Annotated in this window: 22 protein-coding genes; 12 read left to right on the top strand and 10 right to left on the bottom strand. The window is 63.0% G+C overall.

The features are described 5' to 3' along the window. Positions 1-36: 36 nt before the first annotated feature. Together trxA and B0G73_RS38755 are read right to left on the bottom strand one after the other, a co-directional pair. The gene (gene trxA / locus B0G73_RS38760) at positions 37-885 is read right to left on the bottom strand and encodes a thioredoxin (RefSeq protein ID WP_106286310.1); all 849 of its coding nucleotides are present in this window, start codon (positions 883-885) and stop codon (positions 37-39) included. 132 nt (positions 886-1,017) lie between these two features. After that, positions 1,018-1,893, bottom strand: coding sequence for a pirin family protein (locus B0G73_RS38755; protein WP_106286309.1), 876 nt, complete (start codon positions 1,891-1,893; stop codon positions 1,018-1,020). 173 nt (positions 1,894-2,066) lie between these two features. On the opposite strand from B0G73_RS38755, the gene vapB reads away from it, so the two are divergent. From vapB to B0G73_RS38740, 3 genes are all read left to right on the top strand, one after another. Beyond that, positions 2,067-2,300 (top strand): type II toxin-antitoxin system VapB family antitoxin, encoded by a 234-nt coding sequence (gene vapB / locus B0G73_RS38750; RefSeq protein WP_106286308.1) that lies wholly within the window; start codon positions 2,067-2,069, stop codon positions 2,298-2,300. Then, on the top strand, positions 2,300-2,701 hold the full coding sequence (locus B0G73_RS38745; protein WP_106286307.1) for a type II toxin-antitoxin system VapC family toxin: 402 nt from the start codon (positions 2,300-2,302) through the stop codon (positions 2,699-2,701). The genes vapB and B0G73_RS38745 overlap by 1 nt, the downstream gene beginning before the upstream one ends. A gap of 73 nt (positions 2,702-2,774) precedes the next feature. Next, a complete protein-coding gene (locus tag B0G73_RS38740; protein WP_106286306.1) occupies positions 2,775-3,656 on the top strand; it encodes an EamA family transporter in 882 nt (293 codons plus the stop codon). A gap of 86 nt (positions 3,657-3,742) precedes the next feature. Here the strand turns inward: B0G73_RS38740 and B0G73_RS38735 are convergent, their stop codons facing one another. Then, positions 3,743-5,329 (bottom strand): N-acetylmuramoyl-L-alanine amidase, encoded by a 1,587-nt coding sequence (locus B0G73_RS38735; RefSeq protein WP_106286305.1) that lies wholly within the window; start codon positions 5,327-5,329, stop codon positions 3,743-3,745. Beyond that, positions 5,311-5,895, bottom strand: coding sequence for a tRNA (adenosine(37)-N6)-threonylcarbamoyltransferase complex ATPase subunit type 1 TsaE (tsaE, locus tag B0G73_RS38730; protein WP_106286304.1), 585 nt, complete (start codon positions 5,893-5,895; stop codon positions 5,311-5,313). The genes B0G73_RS38735 and tsaE overlap by 19 nt, the downstream gene beginning before the upstream one ends. Before the next feature lie 17 nt (positions 5,896-5,912). On the opposite strand from tsaE, the gene queG reads away from it, so the two are divergent. From queG to xerD, 3 genes are all read left to right on the top strand, one after another. Further along, entirely contained in the window at positions 5,913-7,151 is a 1,239-nt protein-coding gene (gene queG / locus B0G73_RS38725; RefSeq protein WP_106286303.1) for a tRNA epoxyqueuosine(34) reductase QueG, read from the top strand. Positions 7,152-7,257: 106 nt separating this feature from the next. Next, entirely contained in the window at positions 7,258-7,728 is a 471-nt protein-coding gene (locus B0G73_RS38720; RefSeq protein WP_106286302.1) for a methylated-DNA--[protein]-cysteine S-methyltransferase, read from the top strand. Beyond that, positions 7,725-8,660 (top strand): site-specific tyrosine recombinase XerD, encoded by a 936-nt coding sequence (gene xerD / locus B0G73_RS38715; protein ID WP_106286301.1) that lies wholly within the window; start codon positions 7,725-7,727, stop codon positions 8,658-8,660. The genes B0G73_RS38720 and xerD overlap by 4 nt, the downstream gene beginning before the upstream one ends. Positions 8,661-8,689: 29 nt before the next feature. Here xerD and B0G73_RS38710 read toward each other — a convergent pair whose 3' ends face one another. After that, on the bottom strand, positions 8,690-10,252 hold the full coding sequence (locus tag B0G73_RS38710) for a class I adenylate-forming enzyme family protein (RefSeq protein ID WP_106286300.1): 1,563 nt from the start codon (positions 10,250-10,252) through the stop codon (positions 8,690-8,692). Positions 10,253-10,392: 140 nt separating this feature from the next. Between B0G73_RS38710 and ybaK the strand changes: the two genes are divergently transcribed. Together ybaK and plsY are read left to right on the top strand one after the other, a co-directional pair. Further along, on the top strand, positions 10,393-10,884 hold the full coding sequence (gene ybaK / locus B0G73_RS38705; RefSeq protein WP_106286299.1) for a Cys-tRNA(Pro) deacylase: 492 nt from the start codon (positions 10,393-10,395) through the stop codon (positions 10,882-10,884). A gap of 125 nt (positions 10,885-11,009) precedes the next feature. After that, entirely contained in the window at positions 11,010-11,654 is a 645-nt protein-coding gene (gene plsY, locus B0G73_RS38700; RefSeq protein WP_106286298.1) for a glycerol-3-phosphate 1-O-acyltransferase PlsY, read from the top strand. A gap of 264 nt (positions 11,655-11,918) precedes the next feature. Here plsY and B0G73_RS38695 read toward each other — a convergent pair whose 3' ends face one another. Further along, positions 11,919-12,404 carry a YajQ family cyclic di-GMP-binding protein gene (locus B0G73_RS38695; RefSeq protein WP_012434170.1) on the bottom strand — a complete coding sequence of 162 codons (486 nt, stop codon included), beginning with the start codon at positions 12,402-12,404 and terminating at the stop codon, positions 11,919-11,921. Positions 12,405-12,601: 197 nt separating this feature from the next. Here B0G73_RS38695 and murB point away from each other — a divergent pair, with 197 nt between their 5' ends. Continuing rightward, positions 12,602-13,642, top strand: coding sequence for a UDP-N-acetylmuramate dehydrogenase (gene murB, locus B0G73_RS38690; RefSeq protein WP_106286322.1), 1,041 nt, complete (start codon positions 12,602-12,604; stop codon positions 13,640-13,642). 138 nt (positions 13,643-13,780) lie between these two features. Here murB and B0G73_RS38685 read toward each other — a convergent pair whose 3' ends face one another. Beyond that, positions 13,781-15,007: an argininosuccinate synthase gene (locus B0G73_RS38685; protein WP_106286297.1), complete on the bottom strand. Its 1,227-nt coding sequence runs from the start codon at positions 15,005-15,007 to the stop codon at positions 13,781-13,783. 259 nt (positions 15,008-15,266) lie between these two features. Then, positions 15,267-16,196 (bottom strand): ornithine carbamoyltransferase, encoded by a 930-nt coding sequence (gene argF / locus B0G73_RS38680; RefSeq protein WP_106286296.1) that lies wholly within the window; start codon positions 16,194-16,196, stop codon positions 15,267-15,269. 471 nt (positions 16,197-16,667) lie between these two features. Between argF and B0G73_RS38675 the strand changes: the two genes are divergently transcribed. After that, complete coding sequence (locus B0G73_RS38675) at positions 16,668-17,012, top strand: DUF3579 domain-containing protein (protein WP_106286295.1); 345 nt, start codon at positions 16,668-16,670, stop codon at positions 17,010-17,012. A gap of 211 nt (positions 17,013-17,223) precedes the next feature. Here B0G73_RS38675 and rpsT read toward each other — a convergent pair whose 3' ends face one another. After that, the gene (gene rpsT / locus B0G73_RS38670) at positions 17,224-17,502 is read right to left on the bottom strand and encodes a 30S ribosomal protein S20 (RefSeq protein WP_012434165.1); all 279 of its coding nucleotides are present in this window, start codon (positions 17,500-17,502) and stop codon (positions 17,224-17,226) included. Positions 17,503-18,037: 535 nt separating this feature from the next. Here rpsT and murJ point away from each other — a divergent pair. Both murJ and B0G73_RS38660 read left to right on the top strand, forming a co-directional pair. Further along, entirely contained in the window at positions 18,038-19,588 is a 1,551-nt protein-coding gene (gene murJ, locus B0G73_RS38665; protein WP_106286294.1) for a murein biosynthesis integral membrane protein MurJ, read from the top strand. Between the two features lie 5 nt (positions 19,589-19,593). After that, positions 19,594-20,436 (top strand): SirB1 family protein, encoded by an 843-nt coding sequence (locus B0G73_RS38660; protein ID WP_106286321.1) that lies wholly within the window; start codon positions 19,594-19,596, stop codon positions 20,434-20,436. A gap of 126 nt (positions 20,437-20,562) precedes the next feature. Here B0G73_RS38660 and B0G73_RS38655 read toward each other — a convergent pair whose 3' ends face one another. Then, a complete protein-coding gene (locus B0G73_RS38655) occupies positions 20,563-21,321 on the bottom strand; it encodes a 3-hydroxyacyl-CoA dehydrogenase (protein WP_106286293.1) in 759 nt (252 codons plus the stop codon). Positions 21,322-21,664 lie beyond the last annotated feature (343 nt).

Genomic DNA, 21,664 nt, shown 5'->3' with positions numbered 1-21,664 from the left:
CCGCGCCTGAATATCGAGTGAGCCAATCAGATCAGATCAGAACAGCGAAGCGCTGAGCTTGCGCCGCCATTGCGATACCAGCTCCGGCTGATGCGCCGCCAGGTCGAACACCGACAGCATCGTTTTGCGGCCGATATCCTCGCGGAACGTGCGGTCGCGTTGCACGATCGCCAGCAATTGTTCGAGCGCTTCCGCGTATTTGCGGCGGGCGATAAACGCGCTGGCCAGATCGAAACGCGCTTCGAGATCGGCCGGGTCGGCCGCGACCTTTGCTTCCAGCGCATCGGTGGGCGGCAGATCCGCGGCGGCGTCCACGGCGTCGAGACGCGTCTTGATCGCGTTGAAACGTGCGTCGATACCTTGCGTCGTTTTCGGCGACAGCAGATCGACTTCGTTGCGCGCTTCGTCGAGACGGTTGTCTTCGAGCAGCATTTCGATGCGGTCCATGCGCGCTTCGTCGAAACCCGGATCGTAGGCGAGGGCGGCCTGCAGCGCGTCGTACGCATCTTCGCGGCGGCCTTCGGCCAGCGCGGTTTGCGCTTCGAGACGCGCCGCGTCCGCGCCCTGCGGCACGAGCCGCTCGATAAACTCGCGCAACTGGCCCTCAGGCAGCACGCCGACGAACTGATCGACCGGTCGCCCATCGGCGAAAGCCATGACGTGCGGAATACTGCGCACCTGGAAATGCGCGGCCAGTTCCTGGTTCTCGTCTACGTTCACCTTCACGAGCTTCCATTTGCCGGCGGCTTCGGCTTCGAGCTTTTCGAGCATCGGGCCGAGGGTCTTGCACGGGCCGCACCAGGGCGCCCAGAAATCGACCAGCACGGGGGCCAGTGTCGACGCCGTGATGACGTCCTGTTCGAAAGTGGCCAGAGTGGTGTCCATTGCGTCCTCGTCGATAAAACGGTCTGTTGACTATTTGGGGCCGAGCACCGGGGATTCAATGCTGCCGGAACCGCTTGCGCTTACTTGCGGTGCTTGCTTGCCTTGCTCACCCGCGTGGCTTTTTTGCGTGCCTCACTTGCGCTCGGGCAGCGGAATCCATTCGGTTTCGCCCGGCACCTTGCCCATTTCCTGACTGGTCCACGCCCGCTTCGCGGCTTCGATTTTCTCACGCGAACTGGCGACGAAATTCCACTCGATAAAGCGCTCGCCGTCGAGCTTTTCACCGCCGAGCAGCATGACGCGCGCGCCGTGGGTGCTCGCCAGTGTCACCGTTTCGTCGAGCGCTAGCACCGCCATCTGGCCGACTTCGAGCGACGTGCCGTCGATTTCCAGATCGCCGTCGACGAGATAGACGCCGCGTTCCTCGTGTTCCGGTTCGAGCGCGAAGGCGCCGCCCGGCGCAAATTCGCCGGCCACATACAGCGTGCCGGAAAACGTCTCGACCGGGGAGGTTGCGCCGAACGCCGTGCCCGCGATCACCCGCAGCGTGACGCCGTTGCGCTCGACCACCGGCAGCGTGTCGGCGGCGTGATGCGCGAACGACGGTTCGATCTCTTCGTCGTCGAGCGGCAGCGCGACCCACGTCTGAATGCCGTGCATGGTCAGGCCGCTCGCGCGGTCCTCGTCCGGTGTGCGCTCGGAGTGGACGATGCCGCGCCCGGCCGTCATCCAGTTGACGTCGCCGGGGACGATTTTTTGCGCCGAACCGAGGCTGTCGCGGTGCATGATCGCGCCTTCGAACAGATAGGTCACGGTGGCGAGGCCGATATGCGGATGCGGCCGCACGTCGAGGCCCACGCCCGGTTCCAGGGCGGCCGGACCCATGTGATCGAAGAAGATGAACGGGCCGATCAGGCGCGCCGCCATGGCCGGCAGCACGCGCCGCACGGTCAGACTGCCGACGTCGCGCAGATGCGGCTTGAGGACTGCTTTGATCGAGGAGGACATGGGCAGGCTCGGTGAGAAGGGTGGGCGGGGAGTGTTTAATAGACGATTCTACTGCGGTTGACGCGGCGACCGCATTCTGACTGCCTTTGTACACACGTGTATTTACAATATTGGCGGGGATCGCTATAGTGGAAGCACGTACATCCAATGTACATCCGTGTTGGGAGCTGAGCATGTTGACCAAAGTTTTCCGTAATGGCAATTCGCAAGCGGTGCGCATTCCCGCCGAATTGGCATTCGACAGTGCAGACGTCGAAGTCGAAATCGAGCGCGTGGGCGACGAATTGCGGATTCGTCCGACGCGTCGGCCGCTTGCCGGCGTGCTCAAGAAATTCGCCAGATTCGGGCCCGATTTCATGGCGGCCGGCCGCGGCGACCACGAGCAGGCCGAGCGCGAGGATCTGTAATGCCGCGCTATATGCTCGACACCAACATGTGTATTTACCTGATGAAGAACCAGCCGGAGCAGGTGGCCGCGCGCTTCGCGCAATGCTTTGTCGGCGATGTCGTGATGTCCGCCATCACCTTCGCCGAACTTGAATACGGCGTAAGCGTGTCGGTGAATCGCGCGCGGGAGCGTCGCAACCTGGCGGCGCTTGCTGAGGATATTCAGGTCATGCCGTTCGACAGCGCGGCGGCAAGTGCGTACGGCCCGATCCGTGAAGCGACGCGCGAGCGCAAGAAAGACCAACTCGACAAGCTGATCGCCGCGCACGCTGTCTCTCTCGACGTGGTGCTCGTCACCAACGATGAACGCGACTTTGTGGCTTATCCAGGACTGCGGATAGAAAACTGGCTGAACGGCTGACTACGTTTTAAAGCACTCTGCAAGCGCGCGCCTCCGCTAAACTCCCAGATCGAACAATCAACTGGAGTCCGGCATGTCGCCGAGGGATTTGCTGCTTGCGATGGTCGTGGTCATCGCGTGGGGCGTCAATTTCGTCGTAATCAAGGTAGGTCTGCATGGCGTGCCGCCCATGCTGCTCGGCGCGCTGCGCTTCACGCTCGCGGCCGTGCCGGCGGTGTTTTTCATCAAACGGCCCAACCTGCCGTGGCGCTGGCTGATTGCGTACGGCGCGACGATTTCGTTCGGCCAGTTCGCGTTCCTGTTCTCGGCCATGTACGTCGGCATGCCGGCCGGACTGGCCTCGCTGGTGTTGCAGGCGCAGGCGTTTTTCACGCTGATTTTCGCCGCACTGTTCCTGCACGAGCGGTTCCGTTTGCCGAATGTGGTGGGTTTGCTGATCGCCGCCGGCGGTCTCGCCGTGATCGGCGTGCAAGGCGGCAGCGCCATGACGCTGGCCGGCTTTGTCCTGACCTTGTGCGCCGCCTGTTCGTGGGCGCTCGGCAACATCGTTACGAAAAAGGTCGGCCAGGTGGACCTGGTCGGACTCGTGGTGTGGGGCAGCCTCATTCCGCCGCTGCCGTTTTTCGCGCTGTCGTACGCGCTGGAGGGGCCGCAGCGGATCGTCGCGGCGCTATCCGGCATCAGCGCGACATCGATCTTCGCGATCGTGTATCTCGCTTTTATCGCCACGCTGATCGGCTATGGCTTGTGGAGCCGTCTGCTGTCACGCTATCCGGCGAGCCAGGTCGCGCCGTTTTCGCTGCTGGTGCCGATTGTCGGTCTCGCGTCGGCGTCGCTGTTTCTCGACGAGCATCTGTCCGCGGCGCAGATCGCGGGCGCTTTGCTGGTGATGGCGGGATTGGCCGTGAACGTGTTCGGCGGCTGGGCCGTGCAGCGGTTTTCGCTCACGCGCTGAGCGGCCGGCTGGCCTGAACCAGGACGAAAAAACGGCCGCTTCGTGCGGCCGTTATCATCGCATCGTGCGCATTGCACACGCGAGCCTCACGTCATGCGGTTCTTCGCGAGCGGTGGATTCGCCGCAAAATAACGCTTGATGCCGGTCATGATCGCGTCGGCCATCTTCTCGCGATACGCGTCGTCATTCAGGCGGCGCTCTTCGTCGGGGTTGCTGATGAAGGCGGTTTCCACGAGGATCGATGGAATATCCGGCGCCTTCAGCACCGCGAAGCCTGCCTGTTCGACCGAGCCCTTGTGCAGCTTGTTGATGCCGCCGATCTCCTTCAGCACGAAGTTGCCGTAACGCATCGAGTCGCGAATCTGCGCGGTGGTGGACATATCGAACAGCGCGCGGTTCACGGTCGCGTCGGCGGACTTGATGTTGATGCCGCCAATCTGATCCGACGAGTTCTCCTTGTTCGCCATCCAGCGCGCGGCGGCGCTCGAGGCGCCATGCTCGGACAGCGCGAACACCGACGAACCCTTCGCGTCGGGCGTGGTGAACGCATCCGCATGGATCGACACGAACAGGTCCGCGCCGACGCGCCGCGCCTTCTGCACGCGCACGTTCAGCGGCACGAAGAAGTCGGCGTCGCGTGTCATCATGGCGCGCATGTTCGGTTGCGCGTCGATCTTCGCGCGCAGCTTCTTCGCGATGTCGAGCGCGACGTGCTTCTCATACGTGCCCGAGCCGCCGATCGCGCCCGGGTCTTCGCCGCCGTGGCCCGGATCGATCGCGACGGTCAACAGACGCACCGTGTTGCTCTTGCCGGACTTGGGATTGGTGAAGGCGTAGGTATCGTCGCTGCCGGCGTCGTCCGCGCCCAGCGTGCTGGCGCTGTTGCCTTTATTGCGAGCGATGGCCGTGGGCGGCGCCACCGGCGCGGCAGGCGTGGCCGGCTTGCCGAGCATCGGCGGCACAGGTGTCGGCGCGACATGCACCGGCGGACGCGGCACGCCCGGAGTGGAGCCGCTACCGCTGCCGCCGTTTTGCGCGTAGCGCTCGAAGAAGGCCTCACTGTTGTCGGCGGTGGGCGGGGTGGTGCCCGGACCGCTCAGCGTGGCGGGCGGCGGCGCGCCGTTCTCTTCGTTGAAGGTCTGCTGCTTGCGTTCCGTCTGCGCGAGCAGATCCATCAACGGATCGGGCGCGACCGCCGGATACAGGTCGAACACCAGCCGGTACTTGTACGCGCCGACCGGCGGCAGCGTGAACACCTGCGGCTTCACCGAGCCCTTCAGGTCGAACACCATGCGCACCACGTGCGGCTGATATTGCCCGACGCGCACCGACGAGATCTGCGGATCGTTCGGCGTGATCTTCGAGACGAGGTCTTTCAACGACTGATCCAGATCGAGGCCGCTCAGGTCGACCACCAGCCGGTCCGGTCCCTGCAGCAACTGCTGGGCGTTCTGCAGCGGCTGATCGGATTCGATCGTCACGCGCGTGTAGTCGCGCGCCGGCCAGACCCGCACGCCGAGCACCGAACTCGCCCACGCAAGACGCGGCGCGACGAGACCGAGCACGAGTGTGGACGCGCCCGCGCGGAGAATCTGCCGGCGCCGCCAGTTATGCGTTGCGGTAGCCGCCGATTCGATCGAGCGGAACGGTTTGATCAACATCTTTCGAGACATGCCTTTCCTGATTCGCTGTATGCCCGTGCGACGAGCACACGGCCGTCGCTTTCGTTCTCGTTCTCATTGTCGAGGTCGAGCGAGAAGACAAGATCCGGCACGCCCAGAAGACGCCCGGCGCGCTGCGGCCATTCGACGAGGCAGATCGCGCCGCTGTCGAAGTACTCGCGAAAGCCGGCGTCGGCCCATTCGGCCGGATCGGTGAATCTATACAGATCGAAGTGATAGAGCGTGAGTTCCCCGGCGGGCCGCTCGAGCACGTAGGGTTCGACGAGTGTGTAAGTGGGACTGCGCACGCGGCCGGTGTGGCCGAGGCCGCGCAAGGTTGCGCGCACGAGGGTGGTTTTGCCGGCGCCAAGGTCGCCGACGAGCTGGACTTGCAGTCCGTAGAACGCCTTGTCGCCATCCGCGCCCGGCGTGCGTTGCGCGGCTTCGCGCACGCTTTCGATCGCCTGCGCGAAGCGCTCGCCGAAGGCCATGGTGGCGGCTTCGTCCGCGAGCGCAAAGGTGCGTTCGAGCAGGGCGCTGGCGGGCGGTTGGATCGCGAGATCGGGATTGGCAGGCATTCTCGTAAAATGGCGTGATGAACCGAAGTCCGGAGTCCCCTGTTTCCCGCACGCCTGCGTCTGACGACGATGCGCGTGCCGAGCGTTGTTTCGATGAAGCGGCGCTGAAGGCGCTCGCGCTGAACATCAAAACGTGGGGCCGTGAACTGGGTTTCGGAGCGGTCGGCATTAGCGATACCGATCTCTCCGCTGCCGAAGCGCCGCTTGCAGCCTGGCTGGAAGCGGGTTGCCACGGCGAGATGGATTATATGGCGAAACACGGCATGAAACGCGCGCGGCCGGCCGAGCTTGTGGCCGGCACGCGACGTGTGATTACGGCGCGCATCGCTTATTTGCCCGCGCAGACATCGAGCGGAAAGGCGCGCGAAAGCGCTTTGCAGGACGGCCCATTCACGCGGGACTGGCGCGCAGCCGAGCATGCGCGGCTCGCGGACCCGTCGGCGGCGGTCGTGTCGATCTATGCGCGCGGCCGCGATTATCACAAGGTGATGCGTAACCGTTTGCAACATCTGGCCGAGAAAATTGAAGCCGAGATCGGCGCATTCGGCTACCGCGTATTTACCGATTCGGCGCCGGTGCTCGAAGTAGAACTGGCGCAGAGAGCCGGCATCGGCTGGCGCGGCAAGCATACGTTGCTGCTGCAACGTGACGCGGGTTCGCTGTTTTTCCTCGGCGAGATTTATGTCGATGTGCCGTTGCCGACCGATGCCGAGACTGTGCCTGAACTTGCACCCGAGGCCCCGGGCTCGCATTGCGGAAGCTGCACGCGCTGTATCGGCGCGTGTCCGACCGGGGCGATCGTCGCGCCTTACAAGGTCGATGCGCGCCTCTGTATCTCCTATCTCACGATCGAACTGAAGGGCAGTATTCCCCTGGAATTGCGGCCGCTGATCGGCAATCGTGTGTATGGCTGCGACGATTGCCAACTCGTGTGTCCATGGAACAAATTTGCGCAGGCCGCACCGGTCGCGGATTTCGACGTGCGGCATGGGCTCGATCGCGCGTCGCTGGTCGAATTGTTCGCGTGGAGCGCGGACGAGTTCGATACGCGCATGCAGGGCAGCGCGATTCGCCGCATCGGTTACGAGAGCTGGTTGCGCAATCTCGCGGTGGGCATGGGTAACGCGCTGCGTGCGTCGTCGGACAGTTTGAGCGGGCCGGCGCGCGAGGCGATCGTGCAGGCGCTGAGAATGCGTGCGGATGACGCTTCCGCCGTCGTGCGCGAGCATGTGGAATGGGCGTTGGAAGCGGCGTAAAGTAGCGGCAAACGGGCGGTGCTTCGTGTGCTTAGCGTGTCTGCACCCCATGCGGGTACGCTATCTTGCAACCCCGAACGCCCGCGCCAGTGAGGAGCAGGCAATCATGTTCAACGCAGTGATCGACGCGCCGTTCGGCAAGATCGGCATTCGCCTCGAAGGCGAGGCCGTGCGCGAGATCGTCTATCTGCCGGATTCGATGCAAAACGTCGCGCCCGACACGCCTTTGGCCAAGCAGGCGGCCGAGCAGATCGAGCGATATTTCGAGCGCGCGTCGGCGAAGTTCGAGTTGCCGCTGGCCTCGGTCGGCACCGCGTTTCAGAAGCGCGTGTGGCAGGCCATTAGCGACATTCCGCCGGGCGTCGTGCTGACTTACGGTCAACTGGCGCGGCAACTCGGCAGCGCGCCGCGCGCGGTCGGTCAGGCGTGCGGCGCCAATTACTTTCCGATCGTGATTCCGTGTCATCGGGTGGTGAGTTCGAGCGGCATCGGCGGCTTCGCGAATCACGCCGAGGAGGGTTTCTTCCGCAACATCAAGCGCTGGCTGCTGGCGCATGAAGGCATTCCCTACGCATGAGCGATACGTTGACCGATGACGCGGTGACCGCGTCACCTCTGTTCGTCGCCAGCTCGGCGTCGATCGATGCGTTCTGCGACGCGCTGTGGCTCGAACACGGACTGTCGCGCAACACGCTCGATGCGTACCGCCGCGATCTGCGGCTCTTTTGCGAATGGCTGGCGCAGAGCCGCAATACGTCGCTCGATACCGCGAGCGAAGCCGATCTGAACGCCTATAGCGCGGCGCGACAGAAAGACAAATCGACTTCGGCGAACCGGCGCCTGTCGGTGTTTCGCCGCTACTACGGTTGGGCCGTTCGCGAGCATCGCACGAAGGTGGATCCGACGGTGCGCATCCGCTCGGCGAAACAGCCGCCGCGTTTTCCGTCGACGCTCAGCGAGGCGCAAGTAGAAGCACTGCTCGGTGCGCCCGACATCGATACGTCGTTGGGCCTGCGCGATCGCACGATGCTGGAGTTGATGTACGCGAGCGGCTTGCGCGTGACCGAACTCGTCACGTTGAAGACGGTGGAAGTGGGCCTGAACGAAGGCGTGGTGCGCGTCATGGGCAAGGGCTCGAAGGAGCGCCTGATTCCGTTCGGCGAGGAAGCGCATAGCTGGATCGAACGCTATCTGCGCGAGGCGCGGCCCGCGTTGCTCGGCGCGCGCGCGACCGACGCGCTGTTCGTGACGAGCCGCGCCGAAGGCATGACGCGCCAGCAGTTCTGGAACATCATCAAGCGTCACGCGAGCGCAGCCGGTGTGCATGCGCCGCTCTCGCCGCATACCTTGCGGCATGCGTTCGCCACGCATCTGCTCAATCACGGCGCCGACTTGCGTGTCGTGCAACTGCTGCTCGGCCACACGGATATTTCGACCACGCAGATCTACACGCATGTGGCGCGGGAGCGGTTGAAGTCGCTGCACGCGCAGCATCATCCGCGAGGCTGATACGCATTCGCGGCGCGCTTGCGCTTCGTTCAGAGAAACTCGCGCAGCCGGTGCTTGAGAATCTTGCCCGTCGATGCCGCCGGCAACGCGGCGAGCACTTTGACTTCGGCCGGACGCTTGTACGGCGCGAGACGCTCGCCGCACCAATCGATCAGTTCGGCGGGCGTCACCGCTGCGCCCGCAAGCAACTCGACGAACGCGACCACTTCCTCGTTACCTTCCACCGCGCGTCCGATCACCGCCGACTGTACGACTTGCGCATGCGCGTTCAGCACATGTTCGACCTCGGCCGGATACACGTTGAAGCCCGAGCGAATGATCAGCTCCTTGCTGCGCCCGACGATATGCAAGGCGCCGTCCGCGTCCTGCCGCGCGAGGTCGCCGGTTTTGAGCCAGCCGTCTTCGGTGACGACCGCGGCTGTCTGCTCCGGGCTGCGGTAGTAGCCGAGCATCACGTTGGGGCCGCGCACCCATAGTTCGCCGATCTCGCCCTTCGCTGCGTCGATGCCGTCGAGCCCGACGAAGCGCACCTCGACGCCCGGAATGACCTCGCCGACGGAACAATCGCTGCGCGGCGCGTCGAGCATGGTGTGCGACACGGTCGGGCTGCTCTCGGTCATGCCGTAACCGTTGTGCAGCGGCAGACCGTAGACGCTTTCCACCTGCGCTTTCAAGGCGGCATCGAGCGGCGAGCCGCCCGAATAGGCGAAGCGCAATTGCGGTGCGGACCAAGAGTGGCCGTGCGTCTGCAGGTGTTCGAGCAGTTTGGCGTGCATGGCCGGCACGCCCTGGAAAATCGACACGCGTTCCTCGGCGAGGGCGCGGCGGACGGCTTCTGGCGCGAAGCGCGGCGCGAGTCGCAAGGTCGCGCCTGCGTGCAGGCTGCCCAGACAGACGGACGCGAAACCGTACACGTGCGAGATAGGCAGCACGGCATAGACGACATCGTCAGGGCCAACTTTGCGCAGGCGGCTCGAAATCGCTGCGATAAACAGCAGATTGCGATGCGACAGCATTACGCCCTTTGGCGCGCCGGTGGTGCCCGTGGTGTAGATCAACGCGGCGCATTGGCGCTCGCTTGCGGCTTCGACCGGTTCGGCTATCGCCGCGCTATCCACCGTGTATGACCACGCGCCGATATCCGGCGCGATAGTGGGTGTTTGGATGGCTTGATGGCGCTCGGCGTGCAGCTTGGCGTCCGCGGAGCTTTCCGTGGCGTAGGCGACGACGCGCGGCTGCGCGTGCGCACGGATCGAGTCGAGTTCGGCGGCGGACAGGCGCGCGTTCGATACCAGCGCCCATGCGTCGAGCCGGGCAGTCGCGAACAAGAGGACGATCTGCACGATGCTGTTCTCCGCGACGATCATCACGCGATCGCCGCCGCGCACGCCCGCTTCGCGCAGCAGCGCGGCGACGGCGTCGACGGCCTGCAGCAGTTGCGCGCTGGTGAGGCGGCGTGCATCCTCTATCAAGGCGACGTGCTGCGGATCGCGTGCGGCAGCCAGCGCCGGAATCTCGGCGATGCGTGCGGGCAGGGCTGCCAGCAGCGCGGAAATGTCGATCGTGGAACGGGTGGACGAATCGAAGCTCAACACTGTCTCCTAAAGACGATTCGGTGGTCGACGTACAGTGCGTCAGAAGATTCTCGAACGATCGTGCCACAGCCGCTGGGCCCGCACAATTAGCCGTTCGGCAAATAGCCGTTGTGCAGAGTCGCCATTACAATGCGCCGATGAGCAAATCCAGACACGTCTCCGAAACGCCGGCCACGCAGTTTCTGCGCCGCCATGGCGTCGCTTTCGGCGAACATCCTTATGATTACGTCGAGCACGGCGGCACCGCGGAATCGGCGCGCCAGCTCGGTGTGGACGAGCATCACGTCGTGAAGACGCTGGTGATGGAAGACGAGCACGCCAAGCCGCTGATCGTGCTGATGCACGGCGACCGCACCGTCAGTACCAAGAACCTCGCGCGGCAGATCGGCGCGAAGCGCGTCGAGCCGTGCAAGCCCGAGGTGGCGAACCGGCATTCCGGCTACCTGATCGGCGGCACCTCGCCCTTCGGCACGAAGAAGCAGATGCCGGTGTACGTCGAGTCGAGCATTCTCGACATGGACAAAATCTGGCTGAACGGCGGCCGGCGCGGTTTTCTGATCAGCATCGAGCCGAAGGTGCTGACGGAGTTACTGGCGGCGAAGGCGGTGCAGTGCGCGAGCGTCGATTGACGTTTGCCTGAATGTTTTGCGTGTGCGCGGGTTCGGTAGAATGTGCGCCGCCTTGTTCCAAGTTGCGCGCCCTGTTGCGGTTGGGGTGTCGAGTTTCAGACCGCCGATCCTTATAAGAGTCCCAGATGCAAAACCTGATCGTTGCTGTCGTTGCCTACCTGATCGGTTCGGTGTCGTTTGCCGTGATCGTGAGCGCCGCGATGGGCCTCGACGACCCGCGCTCGTATGGTTCGGGCAACCCGGGCGCCACCAACGTGCTGCGCAGCGGCAGCAAGAAGGCCGCGATTCTCACGCTGATCGGCGACGCATTCAAGGGCTGGCTGCCGGTGTGGTTCGTGGTGCACTACGGCGCGCGTTACGGGCTCGACGAGACCTCGGTGGCGATTGCGTCAGTGGCCGTGTTTCTTGGTCACCTGTATCCGGTTTTCTTCCGCTTCAAGGGCGGCAAGGGCGTGGCGACCGCGGCCGGCGTGCTGCTCGCGATCAATCCGATTCTCGGCGTCGCGACTTTGCTGACGTGGCTGATCGTGGCGTTCTTCACGCGCTATTCGTCGCTGGCGGCGTTGGCCGCGGCGGTGTTCGCGCCGATCTTCGACGGTTTTCTGTTCGGACCGCATGTGATCGCGCTGGCGATCGTCGTGATGAGTTCGCTGCTGGTGTGGCGGCATCGCGGCAATATCGCCAAGCTGATGCGCGGGCAGGAGAGCCGGATCGGAGCCAAGAAGAAGGCGGATACGGCGGCGAAGCCGGCGGGGGGGAGCGACGTTTGAAGTGCGCTGCTTTCGCGCTCGTGCTTTTAAAGCCTTAGGGCTTTGGTGCTCTGCGCACCATCTGCACGGCTCCGCGCGAATGCCGCGTGGAGCACGGCAGCGCAGGCTAGAGACAGGCGCCCGCTTACGCGCCGGCAGTTTTGCGCCTGGTACGCCGAGCCCAATACGGGCTACCCAGCGCTCAGCGCCTGGTGCTGAGCGCCCAGCACACCTGTCATGCGCGGTGCCGTGCGCGCGTTCGGCGCCCGCACGTGCGCCGGCAGATCAATCGCGGAAGTTGTTGAAGTCGAGCGGCGTATCGGTCACGTCCTTGCGCAGCATGGCGATCACGCTTTGCAGGTCGTCGCGCTTGCCGCCGGTGATACGTACCGCGTCGCCCTGAATGCTCGCCTGGACTTTGATCTTGCTGTCCTTCACGAGGCGCACGATTTTCTTCGATAGATCGCCCGACACGCCTTTCTTGATCTTGATGACCTGCTTGACCTTGTCGCCGCCGATCTTCTCGATCTTGCCATGGTCGAGGAAGCGCACGTCCACGTTGCGCTTGGCCATTTTCGACAACAGCACGTCTTTGACCTGACCGAGTTTGAAATCATCGTCCGCGTAGGCCGTGATTTCGTTTTCCTTGTGTTCGACGCGCGCGTCCGACCCTTTGAAGTCGAAGCGCGTGGAAATTTCCTTGTTGGACTGCTCGATCGCGTTCTTGACTTCGATCATGTTCGCTTCGCAGACGACGTCAAACGATGGCATTTTTTTCTCCCAATAGTGCTGCGGTGCGTGACGCAACCGGACGGCTGCTCACGGGGCACTCGCTATAATCACGGACCGGACGTCATTTTACCGACGCCACTCCCTTTTGCCCAAGGCCGCCGCGCATTGTCGCGCGGCCGGGGCCCGAAGCCGGTTTCATCGGCTGCTTGATTCGTCGTTTCACTGTTCCGATTCCGATGTCCCAAACCCACTCCGCCGCGTTCATGGCCGGCTATCCGCTGAAGGCGCACAACACCTTCGGCTTCGATGTGCGCGCGCAGTTTGCTTGCCGCATCGAGCGTGAAGAGCAACTAATGGCCGCGATGCGCGATCCGCGCGCAGCCGGCCTGCCGCGTCTCGTGCTGGGCGGCGGCAGCAATGTCGTGCTGACCGGCGATTTTGGCGGCCTGGTGCTGCTGATCGCGCTGCGAGGCCGCCGCGTCGTGCGCGAGGACGATGACGCATGGTACGTCGAAGCGGCCGGCGGCGAGCCGTGGCATGAGTTCGTCGGCTGGACTTTGGCGCAAGGTTTGCCGGGTCTCGAAAACCTCGCGTTGATTCCGGGGACCGTGGGCGCGGCGCCGATTCAGAATATCGGCGCGTACGGGTTGGAGATGGTCGAGCGCTTCGCGTCGCTGCGCGCGGTTGAACTGGCTACCGGCGACGTCATCGAAATGGATGCGCAGGCGTGCCGCTTCGGCTATCGCGACAGTTTTTTCAAACGGGAAGGACGGGACCGTTTCGTGATCACGTCGGTGACATTCCGTTTGCCGAAGGTCTGGCAGCCGCGTGCCGGCTACGCCGATCTCGCCCGCGAATTGGCTGCGAGCGGCCAGGCGGATACGCCGCCGAGCGCGCAGGCGATCTTCGATGCGGTGGTGGCGGTGCGGCGCGCCAAGCTGCCCGATCCGCTGGAGCTCGGCAACGCCGGTAGTTTCTTCAAAAATCCGGTGATCGAGGCGGCGCCGTTCGAGGCGCTGAAGGCCAGGGAGCCGGACGTCGTGTCGTACCGTCAGCCGGATGGACGGGTGAAACTCGCCGCCGGCTGGCTGATCGATCGATGCGGCTGGAAAGGCCGCGCGATGGGCGCGGCGGCCGTGCATGAGCGGCAGGCGCTGGTACTGGTGAATCGCGGCGGCGCGAGCGGGGCGGAGGTGCTGGCGCTTGCAAAAGCGATTCAGCGCGATGTGTTGGAGCGATTTGGGGTGGAGTTGGAGGCGGAGCCGGTTTTTTTGTGACGATTCGTTGATGAATATAAAAAAGGCGCCGGGAATTTTCTTCCGGCGCCTTTTTTGCGTCTACGTTTTGGCTTCGGCCGCGCCTCGCGGCGCTTGACTTCGTTACCGCGAAGTTATCCTGCGCCGAAACGCCGGCTGTCAGTCACGCTGACGGCGCGCATTCTCCGCAATTCGCATGCGCAGCGCGTTCAGCTTGATGAAGCCGCCGGCGTCGGCCTGGTTGTAAGCGCCGCCGTCGTCGTCGAACGTGGCAATCGTCTTGTCGAACAGCGTTTCCTTCGAATCGCGTGCGACCACCGAGACGCTGCCCTTATACAGCTTAACGCGCACCCAGCCGTTGACCTTCTCTTGCGTATGGTCGATCAACACCTGGATCGCGCGGCGCTCCGGACTCCACCAGTAGCCGTTATAAATCAGCGACGCGTAGCGCGCCATCAGATCGTCTTTCAGGTGAGCCACTTCACGGTCGAGCGTGATCGACTCGATGCCGCGGTGCGCCTTCAGCATGATCGTGCCGCCCGGCGTTTCATAGCAGCCACGCGACTTCATGCCGACGTAACGGTTTTCCACCAGATCCAGACGGCCAATGCCGTGCTTGCCGCCCAGCCGGTTCAGCTCGGTCAGCATTTCCGCAGCCGACAGACGCTTGCCGTTGATCGCGACCGGATCGCCGTGCTCGTATTCGATGTCGAGGTATTCAGCCTGGTCCGGCGCCTGTTCCGGCGACACGGTCCAACGCCACATATCGGCTTCGGCTTCCGCCTTCGGGTCTTCCAAGTGACGGCCTTCGAACGAGATGTGCAGCAGGTTCGCGTCCATGGAATACGGGGCGCCGCCTTGCTTGTGCTTCATTTCGATCGGAATGCCGGCCTTTTCCGCGTACGCGAGCAGCTTTTCGCGCGACAGCAGGTCCCATTCACGCCACGGTGCGATCACCTTGATGCCCGGTTCCAGCGCGTAGTAACCGAGTTCGAAACGAACCTGGTCGTTGCCCTTGCCGGTTGCGCCGTGCGACACCGCTTGCGCGCCGGTGGCGCGGGCGATTTCGATCTGACGCTTGGCGATCAGCGGACGCGCGATCGACGTGCCCAGCAGGTACTCGCCTTCATAGATCGTGTTGGCGCGGAACATCGGGAACACGTAGTCGCGCACGAATTCTTCGCGCAGGTCTTCGATAAAGATGTTGTCCTGCTTGATGCCGAGTTGCAGGGCTTTCTTGCGCGCCGGTTCCAGCTCTTCGCCCTGGCCGATGTCGGCCGTGAACGTGACGACTTCGGCGTCGTAATTGTCCTGCAACCACTTCAGGATGACGGAGGTGTCGAGGCCGCCCGAATAGGCGAGCACGACTTTCTTGATATCGCTCATGGTGAACTCGTAGCTGGAGAAAGCGGGAAAACAAGGCGCGCCGGCGGTCCCGGAGCGCGGAAAACCACTATTTTGACACTAAACCGCAGGCCGCCCGCGTTTTTGGGGCGGTGCGGTGTCGAAGCCGGGTCCGTTTACAGCCAGTCGCGGCCGTGGACGCCGGCTCGATGCATGGCGCTAAACGTGGATGCCTTGCCTCGTATTCAAGGCCCCGTCGCGCTTCACGCAGATGCCGCTCAACGCCGACCGAGCGGCTCGCTCAGTGATTCAGCTTGCCGAGCAGCAGGTATTCCATCAAGGCCTTTTGCACATGCAGACGATTTTCCGCCTCGTCCCATACAACGCTTTGCGGGCCGTCGATCACTTCCGCGCTGACTTCCTCGCCGCGGTGGGCGGGCAGGCAGTGCATGAAGAGTGCGTCGGCATTGGCGCGCGCCATCATGTCGGCGTCGACGCACCAGTCGGCGAAGGCTTTCTTGCGCGCTTCGTTTTCGGCTTCGAAGCCCATGCTGGTCCAGACGTCCGTGGTCACGAGGTCGGCGCCGGTGCAGGCCTCGTTCGGATCGTCGAATTCTTCGTAGAACGGTGCGCTTTCGGCAGCGACCATGGCGCGGTCCAGCTTGTAGCCCGGCGGCGTGGACAGACGCAACTTGAAGCCGAGAATCTGTGCGGCTTCGATCCACGTGTACAGCATATTGTTCGCGTCGCCCACCCACGCGACCGTCTTGCCGCGAATCGGACCGCGATGCTCGAAGTACGTGAAGATGTCCGCCAGGACCTGGCACGGGTGATATTCGTTGGTGAGCCCGTTGATCACCGGCACGCGCGAATTCTCGGAAAAGCGCTGAAGAATGTCCTGGCCGAACGTGCGGATCATGATGATGTCGACCATGCGCGAGATCACTTGCGCGGCGTCTTCGATCGGTTCGCCACGGCCGAGCTGCGTGTCACGCGTGCTCATGAAAACTGCGTGGCCGCCCAACTGGAAGATGCCGGCTTCGAACGACAGGCGCGTGCGCGTCGAATTTTTTTCGAAGATCATCGCCAGCGTGCGATCGTGCAGCGGATGGTAAGTCTCGTAGTTCTTGAATTTGCGTTTCAGAATGCGCGCGCGTTCCAGCACGTACTCGTAGTCTTCCAGCGAGAAATCCTTGAACTGCAGGTAGTGGCGAATTTTCTTGGCGGTCATGAAACAAATACGGCGGTCTCACCCGGCAGGATTGCCGGACGGCGCCGCCGTCGTTTGTGGTAACTCAATGCAGCATAAAGGATTTCGCCCGATTTGACGAGTCGGCCAAAAGGCTGGGCAAGCTGTCTGAAAGCCTCGTGAAACCGTTAGACATGTCTTGTGTGCGCTGCGGAAAAGGGTCCTCTGCGTTATAATCCGCGGGTTATCCCAAAGCCCAGCAGGCCGGTATTTCGCTTGGCCGACCTCGGCTCGCGCGGTTCGGAATGACCTGCTCGCGGTGCGCCGTTACGATGAGCACCAAGGCGGCTTAGCCGGCTCTTCGCGGTTTCTGGCGGCGTGGTTCGCCACGCGGCATGGTCAGCGAGTTCCAGGCGGGTCTCAGGCGGGTTTCAGCAATTACCAGGCAATTCAGCGCCGTTCCGCCGTCCGTTTTGCCGTCATCCCGCTGGGCAGTTACACAGGTATTCCTACATGGCCGAAGCAGCTCCAACCGAATATTTCATTCAGGGCATCACGTCGAAGGGAAAAAAGTTTCGGCCGAGCGACTGGTCGGAGCGTCTCGCAGGCGTCATGGCCTGCTTCGGCCCCGGCGCAAGGAAAGGGCCGAACGCTTATATGCAGTACTCGCGGTACGTGCGGCCGACCATGATCGGCGACCTCAAGTGCGTGATTCTCGATTCGCGTTTGCGCGACATCGAACCCATGGCTTTCGACTTCGTCCTCAACTTCGCTAAAGACAACGACCTCGTCGTGACCGAGGCGTGCGAGTTGCAACTCGAGCACGCCACGCCGCAAGAGAAACGGCACGTGATCTAGCGCGAGCCTGCCGGCTCGGCAAAAGCAAAAGCAAAAGCAAAAACAAAAACCCGCCGGTAGCGGGTTTTTTACGCTCAGTCCGTCAGTCACGAGCGCGACGGCCTACGCGATGCAGTGCGAATCTGTCGGTCCGAAGCAAAAAAGCCCGCCGAGGCGGGCCCTTCTGTGCAGCGGAAACAGGAGGTAGCCCACCGAAGCGGGCTGACCGGGATTACTGTGCTGCGGACGCTTGCAGACCCTTGATGGCTGCAGCGAGGCGGCTCTTATGGCGAGCTGCCTTGTTCTTGTGAACGATGTTCTTGTCGGCGATGATGTCGATGGTCTTCGACGATGCCTGGAAGATTTCAGCGGCCTTGGCCTTGTCGCCGGCGTCGATCGCCTTGCGGACAGCCTTGATAGCCGTGCGGAACTTCGAGCGCAGTGCCGAGTTATGCGAGTTTGCCTTGGCGGCCTGGCGGGCGCGCTTGCGTGCTTGTGCGGAGTTAGCCATGACGGTTCCTTATCCTGTTCCTGTTTCCAGTACCTGACCTTCAAGTGGTGAGGCGCTGCTTTTAGATCGAACTCTTGGAAGCGATTGCCCAAGAGCGCAAAAGTGTCGAAAAAAATCGATCGGACTACGCGAAGGCAAGCCTGTGTTTTCGGGCTAATCAAGGGTTGTTGGCAGATGGCGCGCGGTTAGCTGTGGCTAGCGTACGACCGATCTGAACCCCGTCCGAAAAGTTGAGCGAGCTTCGAAACCAGCGATTATAGCAACAAAATCAGGCACGTGGCAACGGGAAAGCGTCACAAAGCTCTGCCGCCCAATTGCGCAAAGTCCGGCGCCCGCTCGGCGGCCATATGGAGCAAGCGTGCCGCAGTCCGCGCGGAAAGTGGAGGCGGGGCGTGTCCGAGGGCCCAGAACGGCGCGGCCGCGCTCAAAAAGACGCCGCGATTCGTTTTTCGATCGAACGTCTGCGCGGCAAATCGGTCCGAATCGCGTTCCGGCTCGTCGTCCGCACTCGCGGCACCCGTATAATAAGCGCCCCATGAATCTATTCCGAGCCCTGCTGACGGTCAGCGGCTTCACGCTGCTGTCTCGCGTGACCGGACTGGCCCGCGAAACGCTGATCGCACGCGCGTTCGGTGCCAGTCAATACACTGACGCGTTCTACGTCGCCTTCCGCATTCCGAACCTGCTGCGCCGTATCTCCGCCGAAGGCGCGTTCTCGCAAGCCTTCGTGCCGATCCTCGCCGAGTTCAAGAACCAGCAAGGTCACGACGCCACCAAAGCACTGGTCGACGCCACCTCGACGGTGCTCGCCTGGGCGCTGGCGGTCCTCTCGCTGATAGGCGTCGTCGGCGCGTCGGGCGTGGTGTTCATCGTCGCCTCGGGCCTCGCGCACGAGGGTCAGGCGTACGCCCTCGCGGTCACCATGACGCGCATCATGTTCCCGTACATCATTTTCATTTCGCTGACGTCGCTGGCGTCGGGCGTGCTGAATACGTACAAGAACTTTTCGCTGCCCGCGTTCGCGCCGGTTCTGCTGAACGTCGCGTTCATCGTCGCCGCCGTGTTCGTCGCGCCGCGTCTGCAAACGCCGGTCTATGCGCTCGCGTGGGCGGTGATCGCCGGCGGCGTGTTGCAATTCCTCGTGCAGCTGCCGGGTCTGAAGAAGATCGACATGATTCCGCGCATCGGATTGAATCCGCTGAAGGCGCTCGCGCATCGCGGCGTCAAGCGCGTGCTGTCGAAGATGGTGCCCGCGATGTTCGCCGTCTCGGTCGCGCAGATCAGCCTGATCATCAACACGAATATCGCCTCGCGCATCGGGCCGGGCGCCGTGTCGTGGATCAACTACGCCGACCGGCTGATGGAGTTTCCGACCGCGCTGCTGGGCGTCGCGCTCGGCACGATCCTGCTGCCGAGCCTGTCAAAGGCGCACGTCGACGCCGACCCGCACGAGTATTCGTCGCTGCTCGACTGGGGCTTGCGCGTCACCTTCCTGCTGGCCGCGCCGAGCGCCGTCGCGCTGTTTTTCTTCGCGCAGCCGCTGACCGCCACGCTGTTTCACTACGGCAAGTTCGACGGCAATTCGGTGGTGATGGTCGCCCGCGCGTTGTCGGCGTATGGCGTCGGCCTGATCGGCCTGATTCTCATCAAGATCCTCGCGCCGGGTTTCTACGCGAAGCAGGACATCAAAACGCCGGTGAAGATCGGCGTCGGCGTGCTGATTCTCACGCAGTTAAGCAACTATCTGTTCGTGCCGATCTTCGCGCATGCGGGGCTGACGCTGAGCGTCGGGCTCGGCGCTTGCGGTAATGCGTTGCTGCTGTTTCTCGGGCTGCGCAAGCGCGGCATCTATACGCCTTCGAGCGGCTGGCTCAAATTTTTCGTGCAGTTGTTCGGCGCCTGTCTGGTGCTGGCCGGCACGATGCATTGGCTGGCCGTCAGCTTCGACTGGATCGGCATGCACAGTCGCCCGGTCGACCGCATGGTGCTGCTCGCAGCGTGCCTCGTGCTGTTCGCCGCGCTATATTTCGGTATGCTTTGGCTGATGGGCTTCAAGTACGCGTATTTCAAAAGGCGAGTGAAGTGATCACGATGACGCGAGTTCTCGACTATTTCAGCACGCTCGTCGCCGAAGACGACAGTCTTCCGCTGACCGAGGCGGCGCTCTCGCTCGCGCAGGACGCCTATCCCGATCTCGATCTGCAAGGCACGCTCGCCGAGATCGACGAGCTCGTGGTGCGCTTGCAGCGACGCATGCCGGACGACGCAAACATCAAGCAGAAGGTCGGCATTCTGAACCGGTTCTTCTTCCGCGAACTGGGTTTCGCCAGCAATCTCAACGACTATTACGACCCCGACAACAGCCATCTGAACGCGGTGCTCAAACGTCGCCGCGGCATTCCGATTTCGCTGGCGGTGCTGTATCTGGAAATGGCGGAACAGATCGGCGTGCCGGTGCGCGGCGTGTCGTTTCCCGGCCACTTCCTGTTGCGCGTAACCACGCCCGATGGCGACGTGATGCTCGATCCGACCAGCGGCCACTCGCTGTCCGAGTCGGAAATGGTGGAAATGCTGGAGCCGTATGTGGCCTCGGCGGGCGAATCGGTGAGCAGGGCGCTGCGCATGCTGCTCCAACCGGCCACGCGTCGCGAGATCATCGCGCGTATGCTGCGCAATCTGAAGTCCACGTATTTTCAGACGGAACGCTGGCAGCGTCTGCTGGCGGTGCAGCAGCGTCTCGTGATCCTGCTGCCGGAAAGTATCGAGGAAGTGCGTGATCGCGGCTTCGCTTATGCGCGGCTCGATTATCTGCGCCCCGCGGTCGAAGACCTTGAGCGTTATCTCGGCGACCGGCCGGATGCCGAGGACGCGACCATGGTGGAATCGCAATTGCACGAACTGCGTCAGCGTGCTCAGCACGACGACGGCGAGTAAAAAGCGCGCCTGGGCAACGGGCATCGCTACCACCGCTCAAAACAAAACGCCTGCACAGGATCATTCATGTGCAGGCGTTTTTCTTTAGCGCGGCTTGCTTTGTGAAACCGCGCGCTGCATGTCAGCTTACTTCGGCTGCATCCGGATCGCGCCGTCCAGTCGAATCACTTCGCCGTTGAGCATCGGATTGTCGAAGATCTGCTTGGCCAGCATTGCGTACTCGGCCGGCTTGCCGAGGCGCGGCGGGAACGGCACCATCGCGCCGAGCGCGTCCTGCACTTCCTGCGGCATGCCGAGCAGCATGGGCGTTTCGAAAATGCCCGGTGCGATCGTCATCACGCGGATCGCGTTGCGTGACAGGTCGCGTGCGATAGGCAGCGTCATGCCGGCCACACCGGCCTTGGATGCCGCATAAGCCGCCTGGCCGATCTGGCCGTCAAACGCGGCCACCGACGCCGTGTTGATGATCACGCCGCGCTCGCCATTCGCGTTCGGCTCGTTCTTCGACATGGCCGCGGCGGCGAGCCGGACCATGTTGAAGGTGCCGATCAGATTGATCGAGATGGTGCGCGCGAACGCGTCGAGCGGATGGGGACCGTCCTTGCCGACTGTTTTGACGGCCGGCGCGACGCCCGCGCAATTGACCAGACCGCGCAGCGTGCCGAGCCTGGTGGCGGCTTCGACGGCCTGGGTGGCGTCGTCTTCGCGGCTCACGTCGCATTTGACGAACACACCGCCGAGTTCCTCGGCGAGCGCCTCGCCCGCATCCACATTCAGGTCGGCGAGCACCACCTTGCCGCCGTTTTCGACGAACAGGCGCGCCGTGGCTGCGCCCAGTCCTGATGCACCGCCGGTGATCAGGAAAACGTTGTCGCGAATCTCCATGTCTTCTCCTTTGCTACGGTTCAGTAATGTCGAGATCGAATATCTTTTCGATAAACGATTGTAACGGCTATGCTGCAATGCGGAAAGCGAAGCGGGCAGGCGGCTGATTCAAGTGCCGTCGGCGGCATGCGGGCTAAGCGAAACGCTACGGATGTCTAATTAATATCAGGCTTGGGCGCGGAGAAATCGTTCGCTGCATTCGAACCCTTCGGTGCATGTATGGACCGGAGACATGGGTAACAGGTGTGCGGAGACATGGGTAACACTCTGGGCGAGCGAATCGCCTGGAGCCGGTTATGCCCTGGAACCCGAGAGACACCATGAATCTGCGTCTGGAATTCGT

Source organism: Paraburkholderia sp. BL25I1N1 (assembly GCF_003002025.1).
Taxonomy (GTDB): domain Bacteria; phylum Pseudomonadota; class Gammaproteobacteria; order Burkholderiales; family Burkholderiaceae; genus Paraburkholderia.
Note: the sequence above shows the minus strand (reverse complement) of the source record. Positions and strands in the feature narration are given on the sequence as shown.

Coding starts and splice junctions, on each gene's coding strand:
- trxA (WP_106286310.1), bottom strand. CDS start 885: ATGGACACCACTCTGGCCACTTTCGAACAGGACGTCATCACGGCGTCG.
- B0G73_RS38755 (WP_106286309.1), bottom strand. CDS start 1,893: ATGTCCTCCTCGATCAAAGCAGTCCTCAAGCCGCATCTGCGCGACGTC.
- tsaE (WP_106286304.1), bottom strand. CDS start 5,895: ATGCCTGCCAATCCCGATCTCGCGATCCAACCGCCCGCCAGCGCCCTG.
- xerD (WP_106286301.1), top strand. CDS start 7,725: ATGAGCGATACGTTGACCGATGACGCGGTGACCGCGTCACCTCTGTTC.
- murB (WP_106286322.1), top strand. CDS start 12,602: ATGTCCCAAACCCACTCCGCCGCGTTCATGGCCGGCTATCCGCTGAAG.
- plsY (WP_106286298.1), top strand. CDS start 11,010: ATGCAAAACCTGATCGTTGCTGTCGTTGCCTACCTGATCGGTTCGGTG.
- B0G73_RS38660 (WP_106286321.1), top strand. CDS start 19,594: ATGACGCGAGTTCTCGACTATTTCAGCACGCTCGTCGCCGAAGACGAC.
- queG (WP_106286303.1), top strand. CDS start 5,913: ATGAACCGAAGTCCGGAGTCCCCTGTTTCCCGCACGCCTGCGTCTGAC.
- B0G73_RS38720 (WP_106286302.1), top strand. CDS start 7,258: ATGTTCAACGCAGTGATCGACGCGCCGTTCGGCAAGATCGGCATTCGC.
- B0G73_RS38685 (WP_106286297.1), bottom strand. CDS start 15,007: ATGAGCGATATCAAGAAAGTCGTGCTCGCCTATTCGGGCGGCCTCGAC.
- argF (WP_106286296.1), bottom strand. CDS start 16,196: ATGACCGCCAAGAAAATTCGCCACTACCTGCAGTTCAAGGATTTCTCG.
- B0G73_RS38655 (WP_106286293.1), bottom strand. CDS start 21,321: ATGGAGATTCGCGACAACGTTTTCCTGATCACCGGCGGTGCATCAGGA.
- B0G73_RS38695 (WP_012434170.1), bottom strand. CDS start 12,404: ATGCCATCGTTTGACGTCGTCTGCGAAGCGAACATGATCGAAGTCAAG.
- rpsT (WP_012434165.1), bottom strand. CDS start 17,502: ATGGCTAACTCCGCACAAGCACGCAAGCGCGCCCGCCAGGCCGCCAAG.
- B0G73_RS38740 (WP_106286306.1), top strand. CDS start 2,775: ATGTCGCCGAGGGATTTGCTGCTTGCGATGGTCGTGGTCATCGCGTGG.
- ybaK (WP_106286299.1), top strand. CDS start 10,393: ATGAGCAAATCCAGACACGTCTCCGAAACGCCGGCCACGCAGTTTCTG.
- B0G73_RS38735 (WP_106286305.1), bottom strand. CDS start 5,329: ATGTCTCGAAAGATGTTGATCAAACCGTTCCGCTCGATCGAATCGGCG.
- B0G73_RS38675 (WP_106286295.1), top strand. CDS start 16,668: ATGGCCGAAGCAGCTCCAACCGAATATTTCATTCAGGGCATCACGTCG.
- B0G73_RS38745 (WP_106286307.1), top strand. CDS start 2,300: ATGCCGCGCTATATGCTCGACACCAACATGTGTATTTACCTGATGAAG.
- vapB (WP_106286308.1), top strand. CDS start 2,067: ATGTTGACCAAAGTTTTCCGTAATGGCAATTCGCAAGCGGTGCGCATT.
- murJ (WP_106286294.1), top strand. CDS start 18,038: ATGAATCTATTCCGAGCCCTGCTGACGGTCAGCGGCTTCACGCTGCTG.